15 protein-coding genes and 4 pseudogenes are annotated in these 21,118 nt (G+C 38.4%); 6 read left to right on the top strand and 13 right to left on the bottom strand.

Going from position 1 to position 21,118, the window contains the following annotated elements; translation table 11 throughout:
• Positions 1-8 precede the first annotated feature (8 nt).
• From BM097_RS14205 to rhaB, 5 genes are all read right to left on the bottom strand, one after another.
• Positions 9-488: a hypothetical protein gene (locus BM097_RS14205; protein WP_242944726.1), complete on the bottom strand. Its 480-nt coding sequence runs from the start codon at positions 486-488 to the stop codon at positions 9-11.
• Positions 489-1,302: 814 nt separating this feature from the next.
• A complete protein-coding gene (locus tag BM097_RS16965; protein ID WP_090551657.1) occupies positions 1,303-1,503 on the bottom strand; it encodes a family 1 glycosylhydrolase in 201 nt (66 codons plus the stop codon).
• 69 nt (positions 1,504-1,572) lie between these two features.
• Positions 1,573-2,400 (bottom strand): rhamnulose-1-phosphate aldolase, encoded by an 828-nt coding sequence (gene rhaD, locus BM097_RS14195; RefSeq protein ID WP_090551655.1) that lies wholly within the window; start codon positions 2,398-2,400, stop codon positions 1,573-1,575.
• A 120-nt stretch (positions 2,401-2,520) separates the two neighbouring features.
• A complete protein-coding gene (locus tag BM097_RS14190; protein WP_090551652.1) occupies positions 2,521-3,942 on the bottom strand; it encodes an arabinose isomerase in 1,422 nt (473 codons plus the stop codon).
• Between the two features lie 103 nt (positions 3,943-4,045).
• On the bottom strand, positions 4,046-5,446 hold the full coding sequence (gene rhaB, locus BM097_RS14185; RefSeq protein WP_090551648.1) for a rhamnulokinase: 1,401 nt from the start codon (positions 5,444-5,446) through the stop codon (positions 4,046-4,048).
• Between the two features lie 113 nt (positions 5,447-5,559).
• Between rhaB and BM097_RS14180 the strand changes: the two genes are divergently transcribed.
• The gene (locus BM097_RS14180; protein WP_028246695.1) at positions 5,560-6,525 is read left to right on the top strand and encodes an AraC family transcriptional regulator; all 966 of its coding nucleotides are present in this window, start codon (positions 5,560-5,562) and stop codon (positions 6,523-6,525) included.
• Here the strand turns inward: BM097_RS14180 and BM097_RS14175 are convergent.
• Both BM097_RS14175 and BM097_RS14170 read right to left on the bottom strand, forming a co-directional pair.
• Positions 6,514-8,925: a glycoside hydrolase family 3 N-terminal domain-containing protein gene (locus tag BM097_RS14175; RefSeq protein WP_090551644.1), complete on the bottom strand. Its 2,412-nt coding sequence runs from the start codon at positions 8,923-8,925 to the stop codon at positions 6,514-6,516. The two genes, BM097_RS14180 and BM097_RS14175, sit on opposite strands and share 12 nt — an antisense overlap.
• Positions 8,926-8,928: 3 nt before the next feature.
• Positions 8,929-10,332 carry an MFS transporter gene (locus BM097_RS14170; protein WP_090551641.1) on the bottom strand — a complete coding sequence of 468 codons (1,404 nt, stop codon included), beginning with the start codon at positions 10,330-10,332 and terminating at the stop codon, positions 8,929-8,931.
• A 146-nt stretch (positions 10,333-10,478) separates the two neighbouring features.
• Here BM097_RS14170 and BM097_RS14165 point away from each other — a divergent pair, with 146 nt between their 5' ends.
• The gene (locus BM097_RS14165) at positions 10,479-11,291 is read left to right on the top strand and encodes an AraC family transcriptional regulator (protein ID WP_090551636.1); all 813 of its coding nucleotides are present in this window, start codon (positions 10,479-10,481) and stop codon (positions 11,289-11,291) included.
• Here the strand turns inward: BM097_RS14165 and BM097_RS14160 are convergent.
• From BM097_RS14160 to BM097_RS14145, 4 genes and pseudogenes are all read right to left on the bottom strand, one after another.
• Complete coding sequence (locus BM097_RS14160; RefSeq protein WP_090551634.1) at positions 11,283-13,874, bottom strand: alpha-L-rhamnosidase; 2,592 nt, start codon at positions 13,872-13,874, stop codon at positions 11,283-11,285. The genes BM097_RS14165 and BM097_RS14160 overlap by 9 nt on opposite strands.
• Before the next feature lie 101 nt (positions 13,875-13,975).
• Positions 13,976-14,338, bottom strand: coding sequence for a hypothetical protein (locus tag BM097_RS14155; RefSeq protein WP_090162862.1), 363 nt, complete (start codon positions 14,336-14,338; stop codon positions 13,976-13,978).
• Between the two features lie 15 nt (positions 14,339-14,353).
• Positions 14,354-15,799: pseudogene (locus BM097_RS16755) on the bottom strand (MFS transporter).
• Positions 15,800-15,920: 121 nt separating this feature from the next.
• The gene (locus tag BM097_RS14145; RefSeq protein ID WP_090551629.1) at positions 15,921-17,435 is read right to left on the bottom strand and encodes an NAD-dependent epimerase/dehydratase family protein; all 1,515 of its coding nucleotides are present in this window, start codon (positions 17,433-17,435) and stop codon (positions 15,921-15,923) included.
• A 268-nt stretch (positions 17,436-17,703) separates the two neighbouring features.
• On the opposite strand from BM097_RS14145, the gene BM097_RS14140 reads away from it, so the two are divergent.
• On the top strand, positions 17,704-18,267 hold the full coding sequence (locus BM097_RS14140) for a TetR/AcrR family transcriptional regulator (RefSeq protein ID WP_090551626.1): 564 nt from the start codon (positions 17,704-17,706) through the stop codon (positions 18,265-18,267).
• 13 nt (positions 18,268-18,280) lie between these two features.
• A pseudogene (locus BM097_RS16960) lies at positions 18,281-18,391 on the top strand (methylglyoxal synthase); the annotation flags it as partial.
• 1 nt (position 18,392) lies between these two features.
• Here the strand turns inward: BM097_RS16960 and BM097_RS17065 are convergent.
• Positions 18,393-18,461, bottom strand: a pseudogene (locus BM097_RS17065) (type IV secretion system protein VirD4); the annotation flags it as partial.
• A gap of 546 nt (positions 18,462-19,007) precedes the next feature.
• Here BM097_RS17065 and BM097_RS14130 point away from each other — a divergent pair.
• A complete protein-coding gene (locus BM097_RS14130) occupies positions 19,008-19,898 on the top strand; it encodes an Abi family protein (RefSeq protein ID WP_090551622.1) in 891 nt (296 codons plus the stop codon).
• 17 nt (positions 19,899-19,915) lie between these two features.
• On the opposite strand, the gene BM097_RS14125 is transcribed toward BM097_RS14130, so the two are convergent.
• Positions 19,916-20,767: a ParB/RepB/Spo0J family partition protein gene (locus tag BM097_RS14125; RefSeq protein WP_242944725.1), complete on the bottom strand. Its 852-nt coding sequence runs from the start codon at positions 20,765-20,767 to the stop codon at positions 19,916-19,918.
• A 109-nt stretch (positions 20,768-20,876) separates the two neighbouring features.
• On the opposite strand from BM097_RS14125, the pseudogene BM097_RS14120 reads away from it, so the two are divergent.
• Positions 20,877-21,118 (top strand): annotated as a pseudogene (locus BM097_RS14120) (hypothetical protein); the annotation flags it as partial.

Here is a 21,118-nt window from a genome sequence, read left to right as displayed (position 1 = left end):
CTAATCAATTATATTCCAATATAACTTGCTATTGGCTCATTAGTCCACACATGCGCCTCTATGTATCTTTCCGGTCCCTGTGATCCATCATCATTCCAATTTTGAGGAAGTCCATACTTTTTGATTATTCCAAGTATTTCTTCATAGGTATATACCTGCTTACGATACTCTTTTCCATCATTTACTAACGGGCTAAAAGTTGGCATCGAATCGCCATACGTAAAGGAAAGCTTACGAACATCAAAATCCTCAATTGGTATCTTCAGGAAATCTCCTCGCTCGTACCATGTGCTTAGCCACGGACTATGTTCAACCACCATATAATAAGGGGATTCTATTTCTATGATTCCGCCCTTTGCAATAAACTCTCTTCGCAGAATATTCTCACAATCTTGGCGTTTTATAATATAATCCGAATCACGCTTTGCACACATCGACTCCGGGCGCTCTTGTTTCATCTGCTCCAGAATGAGATTTCCTTGTTCCATAGGAATCGCGGTAACACTTCGAAAAGGTCCAGATCTTTTATCGTAATAATGATATAAATACATTTTTAGTTAATCCTCTTTAATCGATATAACTGAAATACAATTTACCTCTATAAATGCCGATTTGTTAATTTCACTGCCTTTAATTATACAGAATCCACATCCAGTAAGGAATACGCAATTCAAAAGTGATATTTTTTCTACTCCCAAGCAGTGCTGGATTCACTTTTCGCTCTAGCACTGCCTACTTCTCTTCTCCCAAGCAGTACTAACCTCATTTTTCTTTCTAGCACTGCTCATTTCTCTTCTCTCGAATGGGCTTTGTGGCTTTGGGATTTATGATGCTACGGCAATATGCTATGAATAGTTACTTCTTACCGTAATATTTCGCTGAGATTTGACTGATTTTCTATTACTTATTTTAGTTTACTTTTGTTAACTAAAGTGTATTTCACCATATTTCAAATATGTTGCCAAGTTACGCCACACTGCATGAAGTCATTACATCACAAATTCATATTCTCACTATTTTCACGTAATAAGCCATATCTCCTAAGTAATCTCCTACTATCTTTTACCACTGTATCCCACCATTCTAATTTCACAGGGGTAATTCTCCACTCCCAAGCAGTACTAACTTCATTTTTCTTTCTAGTACTGCCTGCCCCACAAAACTCTTCACAAAAAAAGCAGCTATCTTGCGATAACTGCTATGTAACGTTCAGTATTCAATTAGGTCGAGAAATTTGTATTTATCGATGTCCTCTCTCATAGAAAGAGCCCTACAAACGCCGATTTTTTGATTTAACTTCCTCTAATTATACCTAATCCGTTTTCTTCTAGAATATGTCATATAATAAGAGAAGGTATACATATCAACTGTACCTTTTCTCAAATCCTCAAGGTCCTCATCAGTAATATCTAATTTAACATTGTGAGCATCCCATAATCTCTTTGTATAAGTACCATATTTACCAAAGCACTGAACGTCACCACAGTAAAAGAGATTTTGCACCCAGTAGTGACATCGGTCTTTGCCATGCCTCTACCGCCAAAAACGACCTGAGGTTTTCTTAGATTAGGATTATTTTTCATAGAGGAACTTCTCTGGAAGCTCTACTTTGAAATCATTTGCTAAGTGTCTAAACTGATCTGGTGTGATTGTCTGAAGCTTGTTAGGTGTAATAGAAAGGACCTTTACAAGAATCTCTGCAGCCTTTTCTACAGTGTGCATAAGACCAAATGTAAGATCAAAATCTTCACCTGAAGCGAACATACCATGATGAGCCCAAATAGCTACATCATATTGTTCCATAAGCTTAGAGGTTGCAACTGCAATATCCTTTCCACCTGGAACCATCCAATCAACAACGCCAATACCTGAAGGGAATACTACAGGACACTCTGTAGCCATCTCCCAAAGCTCTCTTGTAAATACTTCGTCCTTAAGAGGAAGTACAAATGTAAGAGCGATTGTATTTGTAGTGTGAGCGTGGTAAACAACTCTGTACTTACCATTTGTAACACGCTTCTTTACTTCAAGATTCATAAGGTGTGAAGGAAGCTCTGATGTTGGTCTTCCACCATTTACGAAGCCCCACTGAATCTGATACTTTGTACCAGTCTCATCTACCTTGATGATACCGATAGAATCCTCTGGATCAATGATAACGTTACGGAAATACTTTCCACTACCTGTTACCATGAAGTACTCATTTGCAAGACCTGGAACCTCTGTGCCGATTTCCTTCCACTCACCATCTTCTGAAAGGAATTCCTTAACAGCTGCAACATCCTCATCCTTCATTCTATATGAGAGGTTACCGCCGTTACGCTCATGCCAGCCCTGCTCCCATCCATCATTTGCCATTCTAATAAAACCTTCAACAAACTTTACTTCTAATATACTCATATCTTTTATCTCCTTTTTACACCTCATCAGTCACCTTCGGTGACAGCTTGTCTCGCCTCCCGGCTCGGTCGTTGCTAAACAGGCTCCACTGGAGCCTAGCAACCCTCAAGGGGAAGCCTTTTATCTTGTAATAATCTCTACTGGAACGTCGAAGATCTTGGCAACCTTCTCGACTACATCGATGTGACGACCGATTGCCGCTGCAAAGTGATGCGTAGGACCTGCTTCGCTCCACTTTGTTACGAACTCAGCTGGTGAAATTGCGAACTCTGTACGCATCATTGTGTCACCATTCTGAAGAATCTTTCCTGGTACATTTACACCCTCAGCACAAACGAACTTGAAGTGACCTTCACCATCCTGAGTAATTGCAAGATATGTAATATCTCCCTCTGGTGGATAAAACTGTGTAAGATATCCACCACCTGTCTTGCCGTGGAATACATCTACAATCTTCATAGTAGGCTTCTTAGCCTGAGAGAAATCTGCATCACCAGAACCGCTGTGTCCGATGAGAGTTACTCCATCGTTGAAATCGATTGTGTACATTTCTGAAAGCTGGCCAGAACCTGCGATTGTCTTAAGGATACTCATTGCCATGGCAACCTTGATATCGCCTTCAACAGCACAAGCTGTACCTTGCTTTATTAACATTGAGAATGCTGGGATAAGAAGACTATCAACAACTCCAGCCTGCCCCTTTGCATAACCATCATAGTGAGATGCTACAAAGCCAAGCTTTTCATCCTTAACCCACTGCTCAAATGCAACTACATACTTAGCCATCTCATGAAGCTTCTCTTCATCAACACCGCCAACGATTTCAAAAGTATCTAAGATATCCTCAGCCTTAGCCTTGATAACAACCTCATCTGTAATATCATCTGCAATAGTCCAAATCTTTTCCCAGTCGAACTGCTTTGTATATACGTGCATTCTTCTGTAAAGATTTGATTCATCGATGTAGAGGTCCATCATGCCAGGATATGGACGACCAATCTGAGCAAGATTTGTCTCTCTAAATCTTCTACGACACTGTGCTGCGCGACACCACTGGTCAATTTCCTTTGCAACAGCTGCATCGCCGCCTTCTACTACACCTGTGATAACAGCTGAGCGCTTTCCGTAACGATTTAAGTCAGCTACCATCTCACCAACAGCACCACATGCATATGCTTCACCAAGCCACTCTGCTGTGCCGGCTGTATCGTAATCAAGAGCCTTAAGCTTCTGAAGATTTACAAGTACAACTGGTACATCTAAATCCTTTACTGCTGGAAGCATGTTGTAAGATGTAGCATAAGTAAGAAGCTGCATGAATACTAAATCAACATCTGCGGCCCTGAACAAATCTCCTGCAGCCTGTGACTGCTCCTTTGTGGTAACTACACCACCATCAATGATTTCAACTGTGTCAGGGATTGACGCTTTGAAATCCTCAAACTGTTTATTAAACTCTGGAACTAAGCTTGGGAACTGTGGAAGATACGCTCCAAGAGCAATTGAAAAAACTCCCACCTTAGCTTTTGTATTTACTAACATTTAATCTAACCTCCTAATCCGGCAGTTACAATCTCAAGCCTTAGTATTACTCTGTTCAACAGATGTTTCACTGAGTAACACTAAGAGCTTGATATCTACTGCCTCATCTAAATATTTCAATATCAAATGAGTTACTTACCGCCTCACGGGCTGCCAAAAGATCGGCCAACGCACCATCTTCAATCATCTGCACCATTGCATTTCCGATGGCTGTTGCTTCTGATGGGCCTGCAAGGACTGTAAGTCCTGTGGCATCGGCTGTAAGCTGATTTAAATATCTGTTTTTACAACCACCACCGATAATATGAAGCACCTCGTACTGTTTGCCTGTATTTGCACAAATCTCTTTTATCGTATTTCCGTAGCAAGCTGCCAAACTCTTGTAAATAACAGCTGCCATCTCTCCTGAAGTGCTAGGAACTTGCTGTCTTGACTCAGCACAGGCTTTTTTTATCTCCTCTGTCATATTCTTAGGAGAAAGGAATCTCTCATCATTAGCATTAACCAGTGATGGGAAGCTGTTTGCTCTTGCTGCAAACTCTGCATATTCTGCAAAACTAAGAGCATCATTTGCTTCATGGCGAACCTGCTGAATCATCCAAAGACCCATGATATTCTTCAAATATCTGTATCTATAATCATAACCACCCTCATTGGTGAAGTTACTCCGTCTGTCACAATCTCTAGTAAGGGCTTCTTTATTTTCAACTCCCATCAGAGACCATGTACCTGAGCTGATGTAAAGTCCTTCCTCTCCCAGATGTGGCATTGACATAACAGCGGATGCTGTGTCGTGGCTGGCACACTGAAGCACCTTTAAATCAAAGCCTACTTCCTCTTTGATTTCATCTCTTAGATTACCCACTTCATTACCAGGAAGCTTAAGCTCTAAGAAGATTTCTCTAGGAAGACCAAGCATTTCTATTAACTGATAATCCCACTGCTTGGTGTGAGGATTAACAAGACCTGTTGTTGTCGCGTTGGTATACTCTGATGCTCTAACACCTGTAAGAAGGAAATTTAGATAATCCGGAATCATAAGCAAAGTCTTTGCTTCTTTTAACACCTCTGGTCTTTGAAGCTTATCTGCTGTCAATTGATATATTGTGTTGAAAATTGCTTTTTGAATTCCAACTCGCTTATACAATTCTTCTTCAGAGATGATTTTATAAACTTCCTCATCCATTCCATCAGTTCTGTGATCACGATAACCGTATGTATCACCAAGAACCTGTCCCTCTTCATTTAGGAGCACGTAATCAACGCCCCAAGTATCAATGGACATAGAACATGGAATCTTACCAAGTCTTTTGCATTCCTTCATGCCATTTTTGATTTCGTTAAAAAGCTTTTTTGTATCCCAAAGAAGCTTTCCCCCTACATTTGTCATGGCATTTTCGAAACGGTAGATTTCTTCCATCTGAATCTTACCGTCTTCAATTGTAAATAGCATATGACGGCCACTTGAGGCCCCAATGTCTACTGCCAAATAATAGTTACTCATAGTTTCACCTCGTTTATGATATGAGTATATATCCTGATAAGCTGACTTTTAAGGTCGTAAAATAATCAAAAATAGGACTTTATTTGCAGCTAGATTCATTCTATAATTTATCTATGGAAAAGAGTTTATTACAGCAGCTATCACAGCTGACAGAGGAAGAACAAGAAATTTTAAAGGGCGGTGTCATTGACAAAAATAGGTACTCCAGCGGCAACAGTTTTGTCATCGACAGCGAGAAGCTATTAAAAAAAGGACGTCTCATAGAGATACGTCCTCATACTCGTTTTGTGCACTTTCCAAAGCACACCCATAACTATGTTGAATTCGTTTATATGGTTTCAGGGGAAACTCATCATATTTTAAATGGAACTGATGAAATCACACTAAAAGCCGGTGAACTTTTATTCTTGAACCAAAATGCTACTCAGGAAATTCTTCCAGCATCAGAGGGTGATGTTGCAATTAACTTTATCCTGCTTCCTGAGTTTTTTGATGAAGCATTACAAATGATTCCAGAAGGAGACTTACTTAGAGACTTTTTAATTTCCACACTATCTCCAGAGTCATCCTTCCTTACTTATCTGCACTTTCCTACTGCAGATATTCTTCCTGTGCAAAATCTTATGGAAAATATGATTTTCACTATGCTAAAACAGGATTCAGAAACAATTATCAATAATATAAATAAGACCACAATGGGTCTACTATTACAGACCCTTTCAGTATATGTTTCTTTGGTTAACCAAGGCACACCATCTCAGTATGAACAAAACCTTTTACTTACTGTTTTGAAATATATTGATGCTCACTATAAGCATGGCACCCTTGAAGCAATTGCTGAACAAACAAAGCAGCCTACCTATTACATAAGTAGACTGCTTAAAAAGCACACTGGTAAAAATTTTAAAGAACAATTGATGACACGTCGTCTTCAACAGGCGGCCTATCTCCTCAGCCACACCACTCTTACCATTGAAGATATTTATACCTACATTGGGTACGATAACAGTAGTTACTTCTACCGCAAATTCAAGGAAGCCTATGGCATGTCTCCTAGAGATTATAGATTAGCCAACTAAGGTATCAATCATTCTAAGTACTCTAGTTGCGTTAATCTGAAGCTGCTCTCTTGAAAGTGAGCCATCCTCAAGAGCGGCCTTCATCCTATTGAAGTCTCCCTTGCAGCCTGGCATAAATAAATCGCCACCTACTTTTGCCACTTCATTTGAAAGAGCAATTCTGTTGATAGAGTTTTTGTCTGCCATCATTTCAAGAATCCAATCCGTCATTACGATACCCTTAAAGCCATACTCGCATCTTAAGATATCCTCAATCAAGCCTCTGTGCTCAGCTGTATGAACGCCATTCAAAAGGTTGTAGCTGGTCATGATTGCCTTGGGCTGAGTCTTTCTAACGCAAAGTCCGAAACCTCTTAAATAGATTTCTCTCATAGCACGCTCACTAACCTGACTGTCGTTGTTGTATCTGTTTGTCTCTGCATTGTTTGCAGCATAATGCTTGATTGTGGTGCCACAGCCCTTGTGCTGCTGTACACCTTCTGTAATAGCAGAAGCAATCATACCTGAAACAAATGGATCTTCTGAATAGTACTCAAAGTTACGTCCGCATAGTATACTTCTATGAATGTTAAGAGCTGGAGCAAGCCATAAATGAACTCCAAACATTTCCATCTCTGTTCCAACAATATCGCCAAACTTCTTTGCCAAATCATAGTTAAAGCTTTGAGCAATAGCTGTTCCAATAGGAATCATAGTGCAAGACTGCTCTTTAATTACAGCATCCTTTGGCACCTTTGTCTTTCCAACCACAAGATTTGCAATGAATCTAACAACAGGTCCCATGGCATCAGTAATGCTTTCTGGCATGCTCCCCTTTCCTGATGCGTCGTGAGCTCCCTTTTCATCCTCAAAATAAGTTCTGCAAAGACGAAGACCTGCAGGGCCATCAGCCATGATCATTGGCTTTACGCCCTTCACCTGAGAAGTGGTTTCACCTGCTGCGCCTGCCACATGGGAACCTGCATTACCAACTGCAGAGAACATCTTGGCATCTGGATTAAATCCACCGATACCCATATAGATAAGCTCCTCATCAGTCATCTTCTTTGCCTGATCTGCGATATCGTATTTACTGTCATAGCTTACTGACTGGCTCTGAAGCTCTGCCGCAAGAATCTGAAGTCTGGCAGCCTCAGCTGGAACAGCTTCAGCGTTTCTTGCTGGTGCCTTAATATCCTTAAAGCCTGGATCTCCAAGGCAGTTCTTTGCCTTAAGACATGTAACAGTAGCATCAAGTGATACTACAGCAGCAATCTTTGTAGCTACTGAACTATTGCCTACGCGAACTAAATAATCGCCTACTTCAAGAATGTAGCTGGCTGTCTCCTCATCATAAGAAGCAACATCCTGTAAATCAAAGGTGAGCTGAAGCTCCTGCTCCTCACCTGCTGCAAGATTATTAGTCTTTGCAAAAGCAACAAGCTCCTGATATGGCTGGTCAAGCTTGCCATTAGGCTTTGATAAGTAAACCTGAACTACTTCCTTACCAGCACATACGCCAGTGTTCTTTACTACCGTATTTACGATAATCTCTGAAGCCTTTGCCTGAACTTTTGTCTCGCCAACTTCAAAATTAGTATAAGAAAGACCATATCCAAATGGGAAAAGAGCTTTCTTTCCAAAGGTATCAAAGTAACGATATCCTACATAAATACCTTCTTTATATTTTGTCTCGTTCCAATCTCCGAAGGTTCCCTCATTGCTGTACTGGTCCCATGCTGCCCATGTAGTAGTAAGCTTTCCGGATGGATTCTGCTTGCCTACTAAAATATCAGCAAGAACTTTTCCAATATTTACACCAAGCTGAGAGATAAGAAGAATGTTATCAACAGTCATAACTGGTGTAAGGTCTACAGCACCGCCAACATTAAGAACAAGCATAAACTTTTGATATCTCTTGTTGAGCTCTAAAATATCGCGAATCTCAGAGTTGTTAAGCTTTACCTCTCCTTCTGCCACTTCTCTATCTGAGCCTTCGCCAGAATTACGACTAAGTACATAGATTGCTATATCGCCATCCCCTTGAAGCTTAAGGTTATGCTCAGGCTCTTTCATAGTCTTTCCCATAATTGCAAGGAAGTTACCCTTTACCTCTTTACGAACCTGCTTATAGAAATTCTTCTTAGCCTTTGAGCGAACTTCATCATACTGCTCTAACCAGCTTTTAGATGTGATTGTAAAACCTTCTTGTTCAAGGCCTTCCTCGATAGTGTAAGTGAATCTGGAATTTACCTCTCCAGAACCTGTACCACCCTTGATTGTGTAGCGAAGACCTGCACCAAAGGCTGCAAGCTTTCCTGGCTTTTCAATTGGGAAATCTCCATTTGACTTAAGAAGTACAGCACATTCTGCTGCATTATTAAGTACAAAATCTAAATGGTCCTTTTCATACTGTTGCATAATTTATGCTCTCTTTCTTTTTTCTATTTCTTGTCTATACTCCGGTAATTTTTCCTCTAGATCAAACTTAAGTGTTATTACAAACATTATAATAAATAGTGCTAATGGAATATAGATACTAAATGTATAAATAGCCTGTCTAACGGCTGGTGTAAGCACTGTTGCAAATCCATCATAGTTAGCAAGAGCAAGGCAAAATACTATAACTGACGAACCAACACCTGAGCCAATTTTGCCTCCAAAGCTTGAAGCTGCCTGAGATGTTGCCACAATTCTCTTACCATATTTATATTCGTTATAATCAATTGTCATGGCTGTCATTACGCCTAGCAAACACATCATTGGAATATTTGCAAAAGTAGCAAAGCATCCAAGGGCTGTGTTATAAACAAAATTTGTAGGATTAATAATTCTAAGAGCTGTAGTTACCATACCAATAAAGAATGACACCTTAAGTGAATTTGTAACACCGAGCTTTTTAATCATTGGTCCAATAAGCGCAAATCCTATAACTGTAGGGATTAAACCAACACCTCCTAAAATAGCTGTAAGGTTATCATCACCATAAATCCACTTACAGTAATAAGCGCCTGCGCCACTTGTAATTCCGTAAGATAACTGTGAAAGGAATCCCATAATAAGAATCATTACCCAGTATTTATTTCTGAAAAGATTTCCAATAGCTTCCTTGAAAGGAACTGCCTCTTCATCATCTTCTACGATAGTTACATCTGCTTCTTTACCAGATTCTACTGCTGTTTCCTTAGAACGGGCATAGCAGATTAAAAGTGTAAGAATAACCATCAAAGCGAAGCCAAAACCAAATTTAACCCATGCGCTCTGATTTCCACCAAGAGCATTTGTAATTGGGATAATGCCAATAGCAATTATCATTCCTGAAACATAGCCTGCTGCAGCTCTCCATGTTCCCATAATTCCACGCTCCTGCTGGCTGTTTGTTCTAACTACCATCAGTGAACTATAAGGAATTGCAATAGCTGTATAAACGATAGCAGTAAGAAGAATATTTGTGATTAGCATGTATGCCAACTTCAGTCCTTCAGATGCATTAGCTGGAACAGTAAATAATGCAACAATTACCACTGCTGCTGGAATTGCCATCTTAAGTAACCAAGGTCTGTACTTTTCTTTACCTGGCTTTGTATGGTCAATTATGTTTCCCATAATGATATCTGTAAAAGCATCAATAACTTTACAAATCATCAATACTGCAGTTACTGTAGCAGCTGCAACGCCAACTTTATCAGTGTAAAAGTAAGCAATCTGTGCAACAAGGCCAGACATAGCATTCAATGCAAACATACCGAGGGAATCTGCAAAATAATCCCCTGTTCTCATAACCTTTTGGACTCCATCATGGTCCTTCCCCAATGGTTTCTTTGACATTTTTTCATCCTCCTTAAAATACCAGGCTTTTCTCCCTAGCCCTAAACTGTAATTGTATTTTAAAGAGTGACAGACTTATTTTGTTGTAATCACGTGAAAAATGTTGTAATATCGTGTCGTAATACTATGTTTAACCGGAGGGCGCTATGGCATCGGATTCATCAATTATTGAACTTAATATTGCCGGAATGCTTGATAAAATTCTTAGTGATCTTGAAGAACACAACAGATTAACTGAAAAGAAAATTGGCAAACATCATTCCGACCAGTTAATGGAAAATAAAGAAAATGAGCTTTACCATGACACCTACTACTTCGAGCAGGAATACTATTCCTATGTAGAGAAAGGTGATGTAGAGGGATTAAAAGATTTCATAAAAAGGATTCCAAATATGAATGTTGGCCGAACTGCGACAGATTCAATTAGACAGGCTAAGAATCTTTTTATTGCCTCTACTACTCTTATCACCAGACGTGCCATAGATGGTGGTTTAGACATAGAAACAGCTTATCAATTATCTGACTCATATATCTTAGAAGCTGAAAAAATGACCGATGTTAATTCCATAAATTTCCTAAATATGACCTGCATTATTGATTTTGCAAAACGTGTGTCTGAAGCTAAGGTTCCTATGGGTATGTCCAAGGAAATCTTTTCAGTAATTCAATATATTTCTAATCACGTAAATACGAATATCACTGTAGAGCAAATAGCTGAAGAGCTTCACGTGGACAGAAGTACTCTATCTAAAAAATTCAAGCGTGAGCTTGGCTTTAACATCAGTACCTACATCATGCGCCGCAAATTAGAAGAAGCAAAGAGCCTCCTTCATTACACCGATAAGACCATAAGCGAAATAAGCGAGTATCTTTGCTTCTCCAGTCAGAGCTATTTTCAAAATGTATTTAAAGCAAAATATGATATCACACCAAAGGAATATCGTAATTCATTAAAATGAATAAGTTCCTGCTTCAACCTGCTGCATTCTACCATCCGGAAGCACTACATTTGCAGTACAGTTAGAAGGGACTATTATCGTATATACGAAATCACCATTATCTTTTTTCTTCCATGCACTTGCTACAGTCCCGTAGCAGCTATCATAAGAAAATTCAGCATGAGTAAAGCTTCCGCCTGGATGTGGTGCAATAACAAAGTGATTCTCACCTGCAATCTTTACTCCGCACATTTCATCAAATACCCACTCACAGACGGCCCCCTTTGAGTAGTGGTTAAGAGATGCTATTCCACCACCCTTTCCATTGTCAGATGTAGGGCCGTCCCAATCTTCCCAGATAGTAGTAGCCCCAGTTTTAGGCATGTATAACCAGCCTGGCTTCTCCTCATTTTCAAGAAGCTTATAAGCATATTCAATATCAATCTGCTGAAGCACGTAAAGAATTAATGGAGTTGATAAAAATCCAGTTCCAACTCTCCAATTATAATTTTCGAGAGCTTTAATAAGTCTATGCTTCGCAAATACGTTTTGATCCTCATTTAAAAGATTGAAATATAATGGGCGTACAAGCTTAGCCTGTCTGTCAGTATCAAGTTTGAAGCCTTCTGTTTCTACCAACTTTTGATATGTGCGCTTTGCACCATCACGATACTCCTTGTATTTTGGAATATCATTTACTCTTCCAAGCTCTTCTGCAATTTCTATCATAAGCGACATTACATATGATAAATATGCAGTAGCAACCTCAGGCTGTGATTTTATGAAATCCTTCCAGCTCATAGAATGAACCTCTGCTGGCTCAGCCCACTCACCATAATGCTGCCCAATGTTGTAGAGGTATTTTCTGTCTTCCTTGCTAAGCTTAACCTTCTCTGAATTTATAAAGCTCCTCTTTCCTGTTCTTCCAATCATGTAGAAGGCGTACTTTTTCATATTTTCATAGTACTTTTCAATAATTTGCTTATCCCCGTACTTTTTCCACATACGATATGGAATCATTACTCCCGCATCAGCCCAGCCTGTGGAACCATTCATCACTCGCATATATGAATCTGTGCCTCCCTCTGGAGCAATCTGTGGAAAGCATCCATCCTCTGTCTGCCAATCGCATAAGTCATTCTCATATTTCAAAGCGAATGGAGCATAATTAACCATATAGCTTGCGGTATTTGCAAAAAGCTGAGCATCTCCTGACCAGCCATGACGCTCCCTAGTAGGGCAATCCGTAGGAAGATCTGCTGAATTGTTCTTTAAAGACCAAAGAGTATTTTCCACAAACTGATTCAAAAGCTTATTTGAGCTGTCAAATCTAAAGGTTCTGTCAAAATTAGAATAAACTGCAATAGCAGTGAAATCTTCAGGATTAATTTCAAAATCAGCCTCTACTAACACATACTGAAATCCAAAGATTGCAAAACGAGTCTTGTAATTATTTGCTCCATCTTTACAGAAATACTCTACCTGCTGAAGAGGAGTTACCAAATCTTTTCTGGCGCATTGAATATTCTTCTGGGTAAATTCGCCATCACTATCTAGCTTCTCTCCAAAACGCAAGAAGATACGTTGTCCCACCTTGGCTGTTACATTAAATTCGATATAGCCTGCAATATTCTGACCAAAATCAAGAACTGTTTTCCCTGATGGTGTCTTAATTAGCTTAGGATTTGTTAATCTCTCATTTTCTGTAAGAGAAAAATTATTTGACGCAGAAGGTGTTATATTATGATTTGTAGTCTTGGCAAATGCCCAATTCGCATTTACGAAGTCTTCCAGTCTAGCATCGTAAATTTCTCCATCTTTATTATCGGCAAATCTTATAGGGCCGTCATTTGTCCACTGCCAGTTGTCATCGGTTACAACATAATCCACTGTTCCATCTGTATATCTGATTTCTATCTGTGCAATGAGCTTTGTCTCAGAACCATAATAGTTCTTCATTCCCCATGCACCTACAGAGCCCCTGTACCAGCCATCTGCTAACATAAAGCACAGCTGGTTTTCACCACTACGTATTTGCGATGTTATATCTACTGTCTGATACTGGATTCTCTTTCTATAATCTGTGATTCCTGGAGCTAGACAGAAATCACCAATCTTTTCTCCATTAATCTGACCTTCATAAATACCGCAGGCAGTCATATATGCTCTTGCAGATTTTACCTTTTTATCACTTGGAATCAGAAATGACTTTTTGAAGCAGTCAACTGGATATCTTTTCTTTTTATCTACTTCATAATTGCCAGTAATCCACTCTGCTCTCCAGTCATCTGCATCAAGTAATCCTATTTCAAAAGTAGCTAAGTCGCTTACTTCACCAGCCTCATCATTTTCATCCCAAAGCTGCACCTGCCACTGAATATAATCACGACTTTTTAGCTTATTTCCGCACCACGGGATAAGATGCATCTGGTTAGATGTAACCTTTCCTGTGTTCATCACTTCATTTCCATCTGAATTATAAGCTATAATCTGGTAAGCACTCTGTCTAATTCCACCCTCACAGTTCCAACTAAATCTTGGTTCTGTGACATCAATCCCAATAGGATTTGTTAAGTATTCAGTTTTTAAGTTAATTGCTTTCATTACCTTCTCCACTTCTATAGATACATTTTTCTATGAATTCTACCTTTTGTCACAGACGACTTATTGTAGATATGTGAAATATATTGTATATATGTGTTCTACTATTTTCTTCTTATCTTTCTTTCCATCTTTTCATGCATAATTGGAAGTAAAAATTCCATTTTAATAATTGCACCAATGATTGCTACTGTTGCACCAAACATAATTCCTAAAATATTGCTTGTAATTAATGAGAAAAGATAACCTACAAGAATAGAAAAAGCGCCTAAAACTACTATCAGTTTATTCTGAATAGATAAAGTCTCTCCTCTTTTCATAGCTTCTCGCGCATAGAAGATTGCTCCAAAAATTTCAGTAAGCATCACAATTAAAACAAGTAAGACTTCGCTTCCTCTGCCAAAATGACAGTCCACCATCATCATGCTTACAATACCAGTCAAAATATACATGTTTCCTAATAACATAATAAAACCTCATTTCTAACAAACAGCTTCAGTGCTCTTTCGCTGAAGAATTTCTTCCTGCTCCTTTTCAATTACCTTTTCCACATCAAGGGAGTGTAATAAAACAGCGCAAACCAAACCTGTGACTGCCTCAAGGCCTACAAAAAAAATCGTAATTACGTTTTGTGTTGCAGCACTCTGAACCACACCTGTAGTTACCCCAGTAGCCGCATCAAACACTGGGGCTACATACCCTGATAAACTAAGTCCAAGATTTAAAACACCCGTAGCCACTCCCGCTGCTACAGTCGTAATAATTGAATATACAGACATGGCCATACCATCACATCTAAAGTGATGTTTCCACTCCAAATGATCCAATACATCTGCAAATAAAGCCATGAATATATAAGCTGAAGGCAATGCTCCAATGTTCTTAATAAACTGACCACCAAGAACTATTGGAAGACTCTTAGGAGCAATAAAACAAATTAAACTGCCAACTGCCATAAGAATAAATCCTGCCACAGTGGTATTCTTCTTACCAAATTTCTTTGCTATAGGCCAGACTGCAAATAGTCCAATTCCCATTGGTAATCCGCCTAAAATCGATACCAGTGATTGAGTATATCCATCGTTATAGGTACCAAGCACATAATTGCAGTAATAAACGAGAGATGTGTTTTTCAACTGAGCTGCAACTAGATTTATCGCAAAATAGGCAAAAATAATAAGGCAGTATTTATCTGAAAAGATTGCTTTTAACTGCTGTCTTCCTGTAGGCTGTTGCTTTTCTAAATCCTCTGCCTTTCCTGCATCCTCTAAAGTAATTCTCTCTCTTGTGAAGTAGTACTCTAAAACTATTAGCGGAAATGCGATAATCGAAAGTGTCGATATAGTAATTAACCACAACTTTTAATTAGCACCAATGACAGGAAGTATCACTGCTGGGAAAAATAATGCCCCTAAGATTCCTGTCATCATAGTGTTGGCGATATTGTTTAATACTGAAAGGTTCCCTCGTTGTTCAATTTTTCTAGTAGATAATGGAACCATAAGATTGTGGCTCATATTAAACAGATTAAATGCCAACCCATAAAACAGATTAAAGGAAACTACTACCCATACAGATTGAACAGTCACGTTGCTACTTGGTACTATACAAAGCAATATTCCGCTAAACATTATCAGCGGTGCCGAAAGTAATAACCAAGGTCTGGCTTTCCCTTCTTTAGTCTTTGTCTTATCAATCCATCTTCCAATTACAATATTTATGAATGCGCCTAACATTCTTGATACAATTGGAAAAATCGCCAAAAACAAACCCGCCCCGACCACAGTCAGATTTAGGACATCCGTATAAAATACATTTAAATATGAGGCTAATACCCCATTCAGAAGCAGAGCTCCTGTGGGGCCTAGTAGATAGCCTAAATATTTTTCTTTTTTAGTTGTATCTTCCGAGCTGATTCTTGAAGCCAAAATAGGCCTTTCAAAAATCCTGTTAATTCTAGTAACCAATGAAATTATTCCCCTCGCATTGAAATAGAATTTACTTTCTTATCCATGATGTCTTTGCAAAGCTTCATATCATTTCTCCTTTTTATATATCAAGTTCATTAACAATCTTTGGATATTCACGAAGTTCATCTGCTTCATGAAGTGGATTCCAAACCTGCGCAAAGAACTTATCTTTCTTGGCTCTGTTGCCATAGTTCCATGACTTTCGCTCACAGGCATCACACCAGTGGCCTCCCTCGAGAATAAGTCTTGGACTACCGGTAAAGTGATGACCAAATTGACAAGTAAACTTAAGAGGTGTTTTCCAATCACCCTTAGTCATCTCTGTAGAATCACAAGTGCCTCCTCTAAATTCTGCAGCAGACTTCATATCCTCCAAAGTAAGCTCTGACTCTGGCTTGCTTTCATCATAACCATGATCGATAGCAACTACTGTATCCCAATCTTTGAAACCATCTACGTCACTTACCTTTTCAGGAAGCTTTTCCCAGGCTTTCTTACTGCCCCAGTATGCATCGATACAAGCTTCATCGTTTTCATTAATCCATCGTCTGGTTCCATGCTCGCCTAGCTGATACTTCTTAAAAGTCTGACGGATAATCCATCCCATGAACTTTTGTCCGCCTGGAAGCTTATTAATAACCTGTGCAAATGGTTTTGCCGCTCCCACCTCTTTCAGATATGCATCATAGAAATACTGCATTGAATCTGATCTAAAGTGAAGATAACTCTCTAATTTATCTGAATCTAAATAATACTGCCCGTGGAAATTTCTTGTGGCATTGTACTTTGGCTCAATAACTGAATCCAAGGAAGTAAATCCCATTTCGCCATACATGATTTTGTACATATCAATTGTGGCAACTCGACATTCTTCGCCACCGCCAATATTATAGATATGTCCCCAGAAATCCTCTGAAAGGCTTCCATCATTATCAAAGGCAGCAAGATTTCTCATAGCTCGACCACTGTCTCTATCTGAGACATACTCAAGTACATTATCAAGACAATTGTGAAACTGGATTGAGTCTCTAATCTTTGCCATTGCAGTTCCCATAATTCCTGTCTGTCTAAGGCTTACCCAATATTTAAGACCAGACTCTACAACAAGACGCTCTGCCGCAACCTTAGACACTGCATAATAGTCATACATACTAGGCTTGATTGGATCACCAACTCTACCCCAATGGATAGGAGGCATTCTGTCACCAGTTTCTGCAACAGTTCCAATTGAAACATACTTTGTAGTGTCCTGCTGACTTAACTCATAGATTGCATTTATAAAATTCTTTGTGGAGCCATAGTTTACTTCCATAGCTTTTTTAGGGAAGTAATCTGCTGCAGGAGAAACAAAGGCTGCTATGTGAATGATAAGGTCGCAATCTTTAACTGCGTTCTTCACAACAGAATAATCTGTCAGGTCCCCCATCATCACTGTGACTCTGTCACTATCCTTAAATGGCAGTAGCTTTGTCTTTGTATTGTCATTTGGTAAATCCAGCGCCACGATTTTATAATCGCACCCATCCTCTACCATCTGCTTTAATGTTTCATAACCCATTCCACCAGCCGCGCCGGTAACTAATACTTTTTTCATGTCATTTACCTTCTTTATTTGATGTCTAAAAGTAATCCTTCCTTTGGAGTACCATGCTTGTTGTCATGCTCCTTTTTCATTTGCTTGTTTTTGTGAGCTCTTGACTGTATAATATAGACACGGTGTACAGTTTACAACTTACAATATTTTTTAGAACGTATTGTTTAATACAGATTTCAAAAAACTGTATCGTTTAGAAAGATATCCCACATCCTTTGTATTGCTAAAAATCTAAAATTTTTGTTAAGAAAATAAAGGAGATATAAACATGGCTGTTAAAAACAACAGAAGGGTTCTTGTTACCAAGAAGATCCTAAAAGAGTCTCTATTACAATTAATGAAGGAAAAACCTATTTCAAAAATATCTATAAAGGAAATCTGTGACCTTTCAGAAATGAGTCGTTCCACTTTTTACCTACACTATCAGGATCAATTTGAGCTTTTGACAGATATAGAAAATGAAGTATTAGAAAAATCTTTTGAATCACTAGCTGATTTAGGCGGTGCTTTCAATACCATAGAATCAATAGAGGGCTTCCTTAATTATGTGAGGACCAACAAAGAAACCTTTGGTGTCTTGCTCTGTCAGCCAGACACTGCTGATTTTCAGGAAGCTATTATTAATAAGATACAAGCCCATGTAAAGGATTCTGTTCCTGATTTTGAAGAAATGAAGACAGACAAATATCTATTCGTATTTTTGATGAATGGCTCCTTAAATGTTTTAAGAGCATGGATTAAGAATGATTTTGATATGCCAATTCCAGATTTGGCCAAGCTAATATATTATTCTTGCCACAATATTTCATCAGCAAATATAATTAAACAATAATTGGAGGATCTTTATGGAAGACAAAATTACACTTACTATCGAAAAGCAGAAAAACATTGCATTAATCGCACATGATGGCAAAAAGCCAGTTCTAATTGACTGGTGCGAAAAAAACAAAGACATTTGACCATGGAAATCAAGAAATTAAAGGTAGCATCTGTATCACTCATAATGAGAAATAATGCTGTTTTTCCTTTTGCAAACTCATCCCCAAAATTACCTTTTCATTAATTTTACGGAATATACTCTCTACTGATTATTTTTTCCGTAAGAATTTTTAAAAATATCCCACTGTGTGTATTATCTCTCTCATCTTAATCCACAATAAAAACTATTGCGGGTAATATATCCCATCTAAATCTTCGATATTACTATATAACCAATTATTTTCTACGGAACAAATATCAGATTTACATATCTTTACCGTAATTTATGATAATAACGCTACACAAAAAGCCCCAAATCCCTGTATCCAGGAATGTTGGGGCTTTATAAACACATATTATGCTACACTATCAAACAATTGTGTATTACTTATTCGCAATGCTTGCTTGTGCTGGTGTTTCATTGTGAGACACTTTTTGCAATCCCTTAAAAATCAACGTTTTCGGCATCTAGAACCCATAATATAGTATTGCTTTTAATCGCAGCCTAGTGTATTATAATAGCAACAGTACCCGACACGCCTCTTAACAATGCGGACCACGTCGGGTCATTTTAATTTAAGGGAGATTACTATTTTGAAACACCTTCAACCATCTATGTCGATAGATAATCAAATTGAAAATCTCAAATCAAAAGGGTTAACTATCTCTAACGAAGAGTTTGCTCACAAGTTTCTAAACGATGTTTCATACTATCGTTTAATCAAAGGTTTCAGCATTGGTTTAAAAGAGAAAAATGGTAATTACCACACTGGAGTTTCCTTTGAGCAAATTGTTTCATTATATCTATTTAATGCCAAGCTACGACAATTACTATTCTCAAAAATCGAAGTAATAGAGATTAACCTTAGAACCAGGCTTTCTAATCATATTTGTGAAAACTATGGTGTTTTAGGATATAAAGATCCAAGTATAATGCCTAATGAAGAATATCACGCTTCTCTTTTGAATGACATAGAAAGAGAAATCAAACGCAATTCCCGTTCACCATTTATCAGGAACTTTAAAGATAACTATGAAAATGGTGATGTTCCATTCTACGCTTTGGCGGAAACATTAAGTTTTGGTACATTATCACGACTTTATAAAAACCTAAATGCCGAGGACAAAGCTTCAATTGCCAGTATTTATCACTTAAAATATAGTTACCTTGAAAGCTGGATAGAAACAATTGCATATGTCCGAAATCTTTGCGCTCACTATGGTCGATTATATAATGTTAAATTAACGAAAACTCCAAAGCTATATCAATCAGAACGCAAAGCTAATATTGGTAATCAACGAATATTTGGTGTCATTTGCTGTATGAAATATCTTATTCAAGACCGCAACGACTGGAACGAATTTGTGAATGAGCTAGATACTTTAATAGCCAAATACCAATACGTTAATACCGAACTCATGGGATTCACAAATGATTGGAAATCCTATTTACTATTTGATCTTACTGAAGATGGCGAGCAATAATCTCGCCATCTTTTTTATTATCCTCTTTTTTGCTGCCACTCCTCCAATAATTTGATAATTGTCTCCTCCATCTGTCTAGGCGTATAAGACTTCGGAAAGAACTGCTTTAATATGTCATGCTTCAAAACAACACGATCGACATCCTGCTTCTTCTCTTCTGATAAAATCTCATACATATCTTCCTGCGTTAACTCTCCTAAAAGAGCTAGCTTTTTCAACCGCTTCGCTTGAGACAAAGATGGAATAGCCTGTGCATAGTCAATCGCTGATAGTAACTCTTTCTGCTGTTTATCGTCCAAAAAAGAAAGTTCGTATGCCGGGTTAAATCCCATAAGTTTGTCATCCACTAATTGGAGAAGTTCCGGATTCAAAAATGTAAGCCGAATGTAACGTTGAATGTTTCTAGCATTTTCACCAACCTCCTCAGCTATTAGCTCTCTCGACTTCTTCCCATTATAATGGTGGCCAATTTGACCACCATTTTTTGAACATCGTCCTGCATGTCTTTTCATCGCCTCCATTTTCATTTTAAAAGCAAATGCTCGCTCACTTGGAAGAATTTCCTCCCTCTGTAAATTACTATCCACCATAAGAATTGTGGCTGAATCATCATCCATATCCCTGATAATACAAGAAAGTGATTCAAATCCAAGCTTTTTACATGCATAATGTCGTCTATGTCCGGACAATATTTCAAACTCCCCATTATTATCTGGTCGTACAATAGCCGGTTGCAAAACACCAACTTCTTGAATAGACCTCATCACATTATTCATATCTGCATCATCCCTGACCTTAAATGGATGATTTCGAAATGGATGCAATTTTTCCAGTGGAATAATAACCACTGTCTCACCTTGAGTTTCCACTCCCCCCTTTCCTTTGTAAATGATACTATTTAAATGTACATTTAGAGGAAAATAAAAATGTACAAATCCTCTAAATATGCTACCTTGTATCCATGGGAGGTATTTTTCTATGGATACAGTGGTCATCACTCAGCTCACTATTTTAAATTTGAGCAACTTGAAACCAAATTTTTCTGAGCTAGCAAGGATGTATGGTTGTGATCGTAGGACTATCAAAAAGTATTATGACGGATACGAAGGTAAGCCAAAGCATCACAACAAACCAAGTAAGCTCGATTGCTATGAAGAACTCATTGCTCAAAAGCTTTCTATTAAAGGTACTACTGTGAAAGCTGTTTATGAATTCTTCAT

The organism is Pseudobutyrivibrio sp. OR37 (assembly GCF_900113655.1).
GTDB lineage: Bacteria > Bacillota > Clostridia > Lachnospirales > Lachnospiraceae > Pseudobutyrivibrio.
This window is presented reverse-complemented; position numbering and strand designations above follow the sequence as displayed.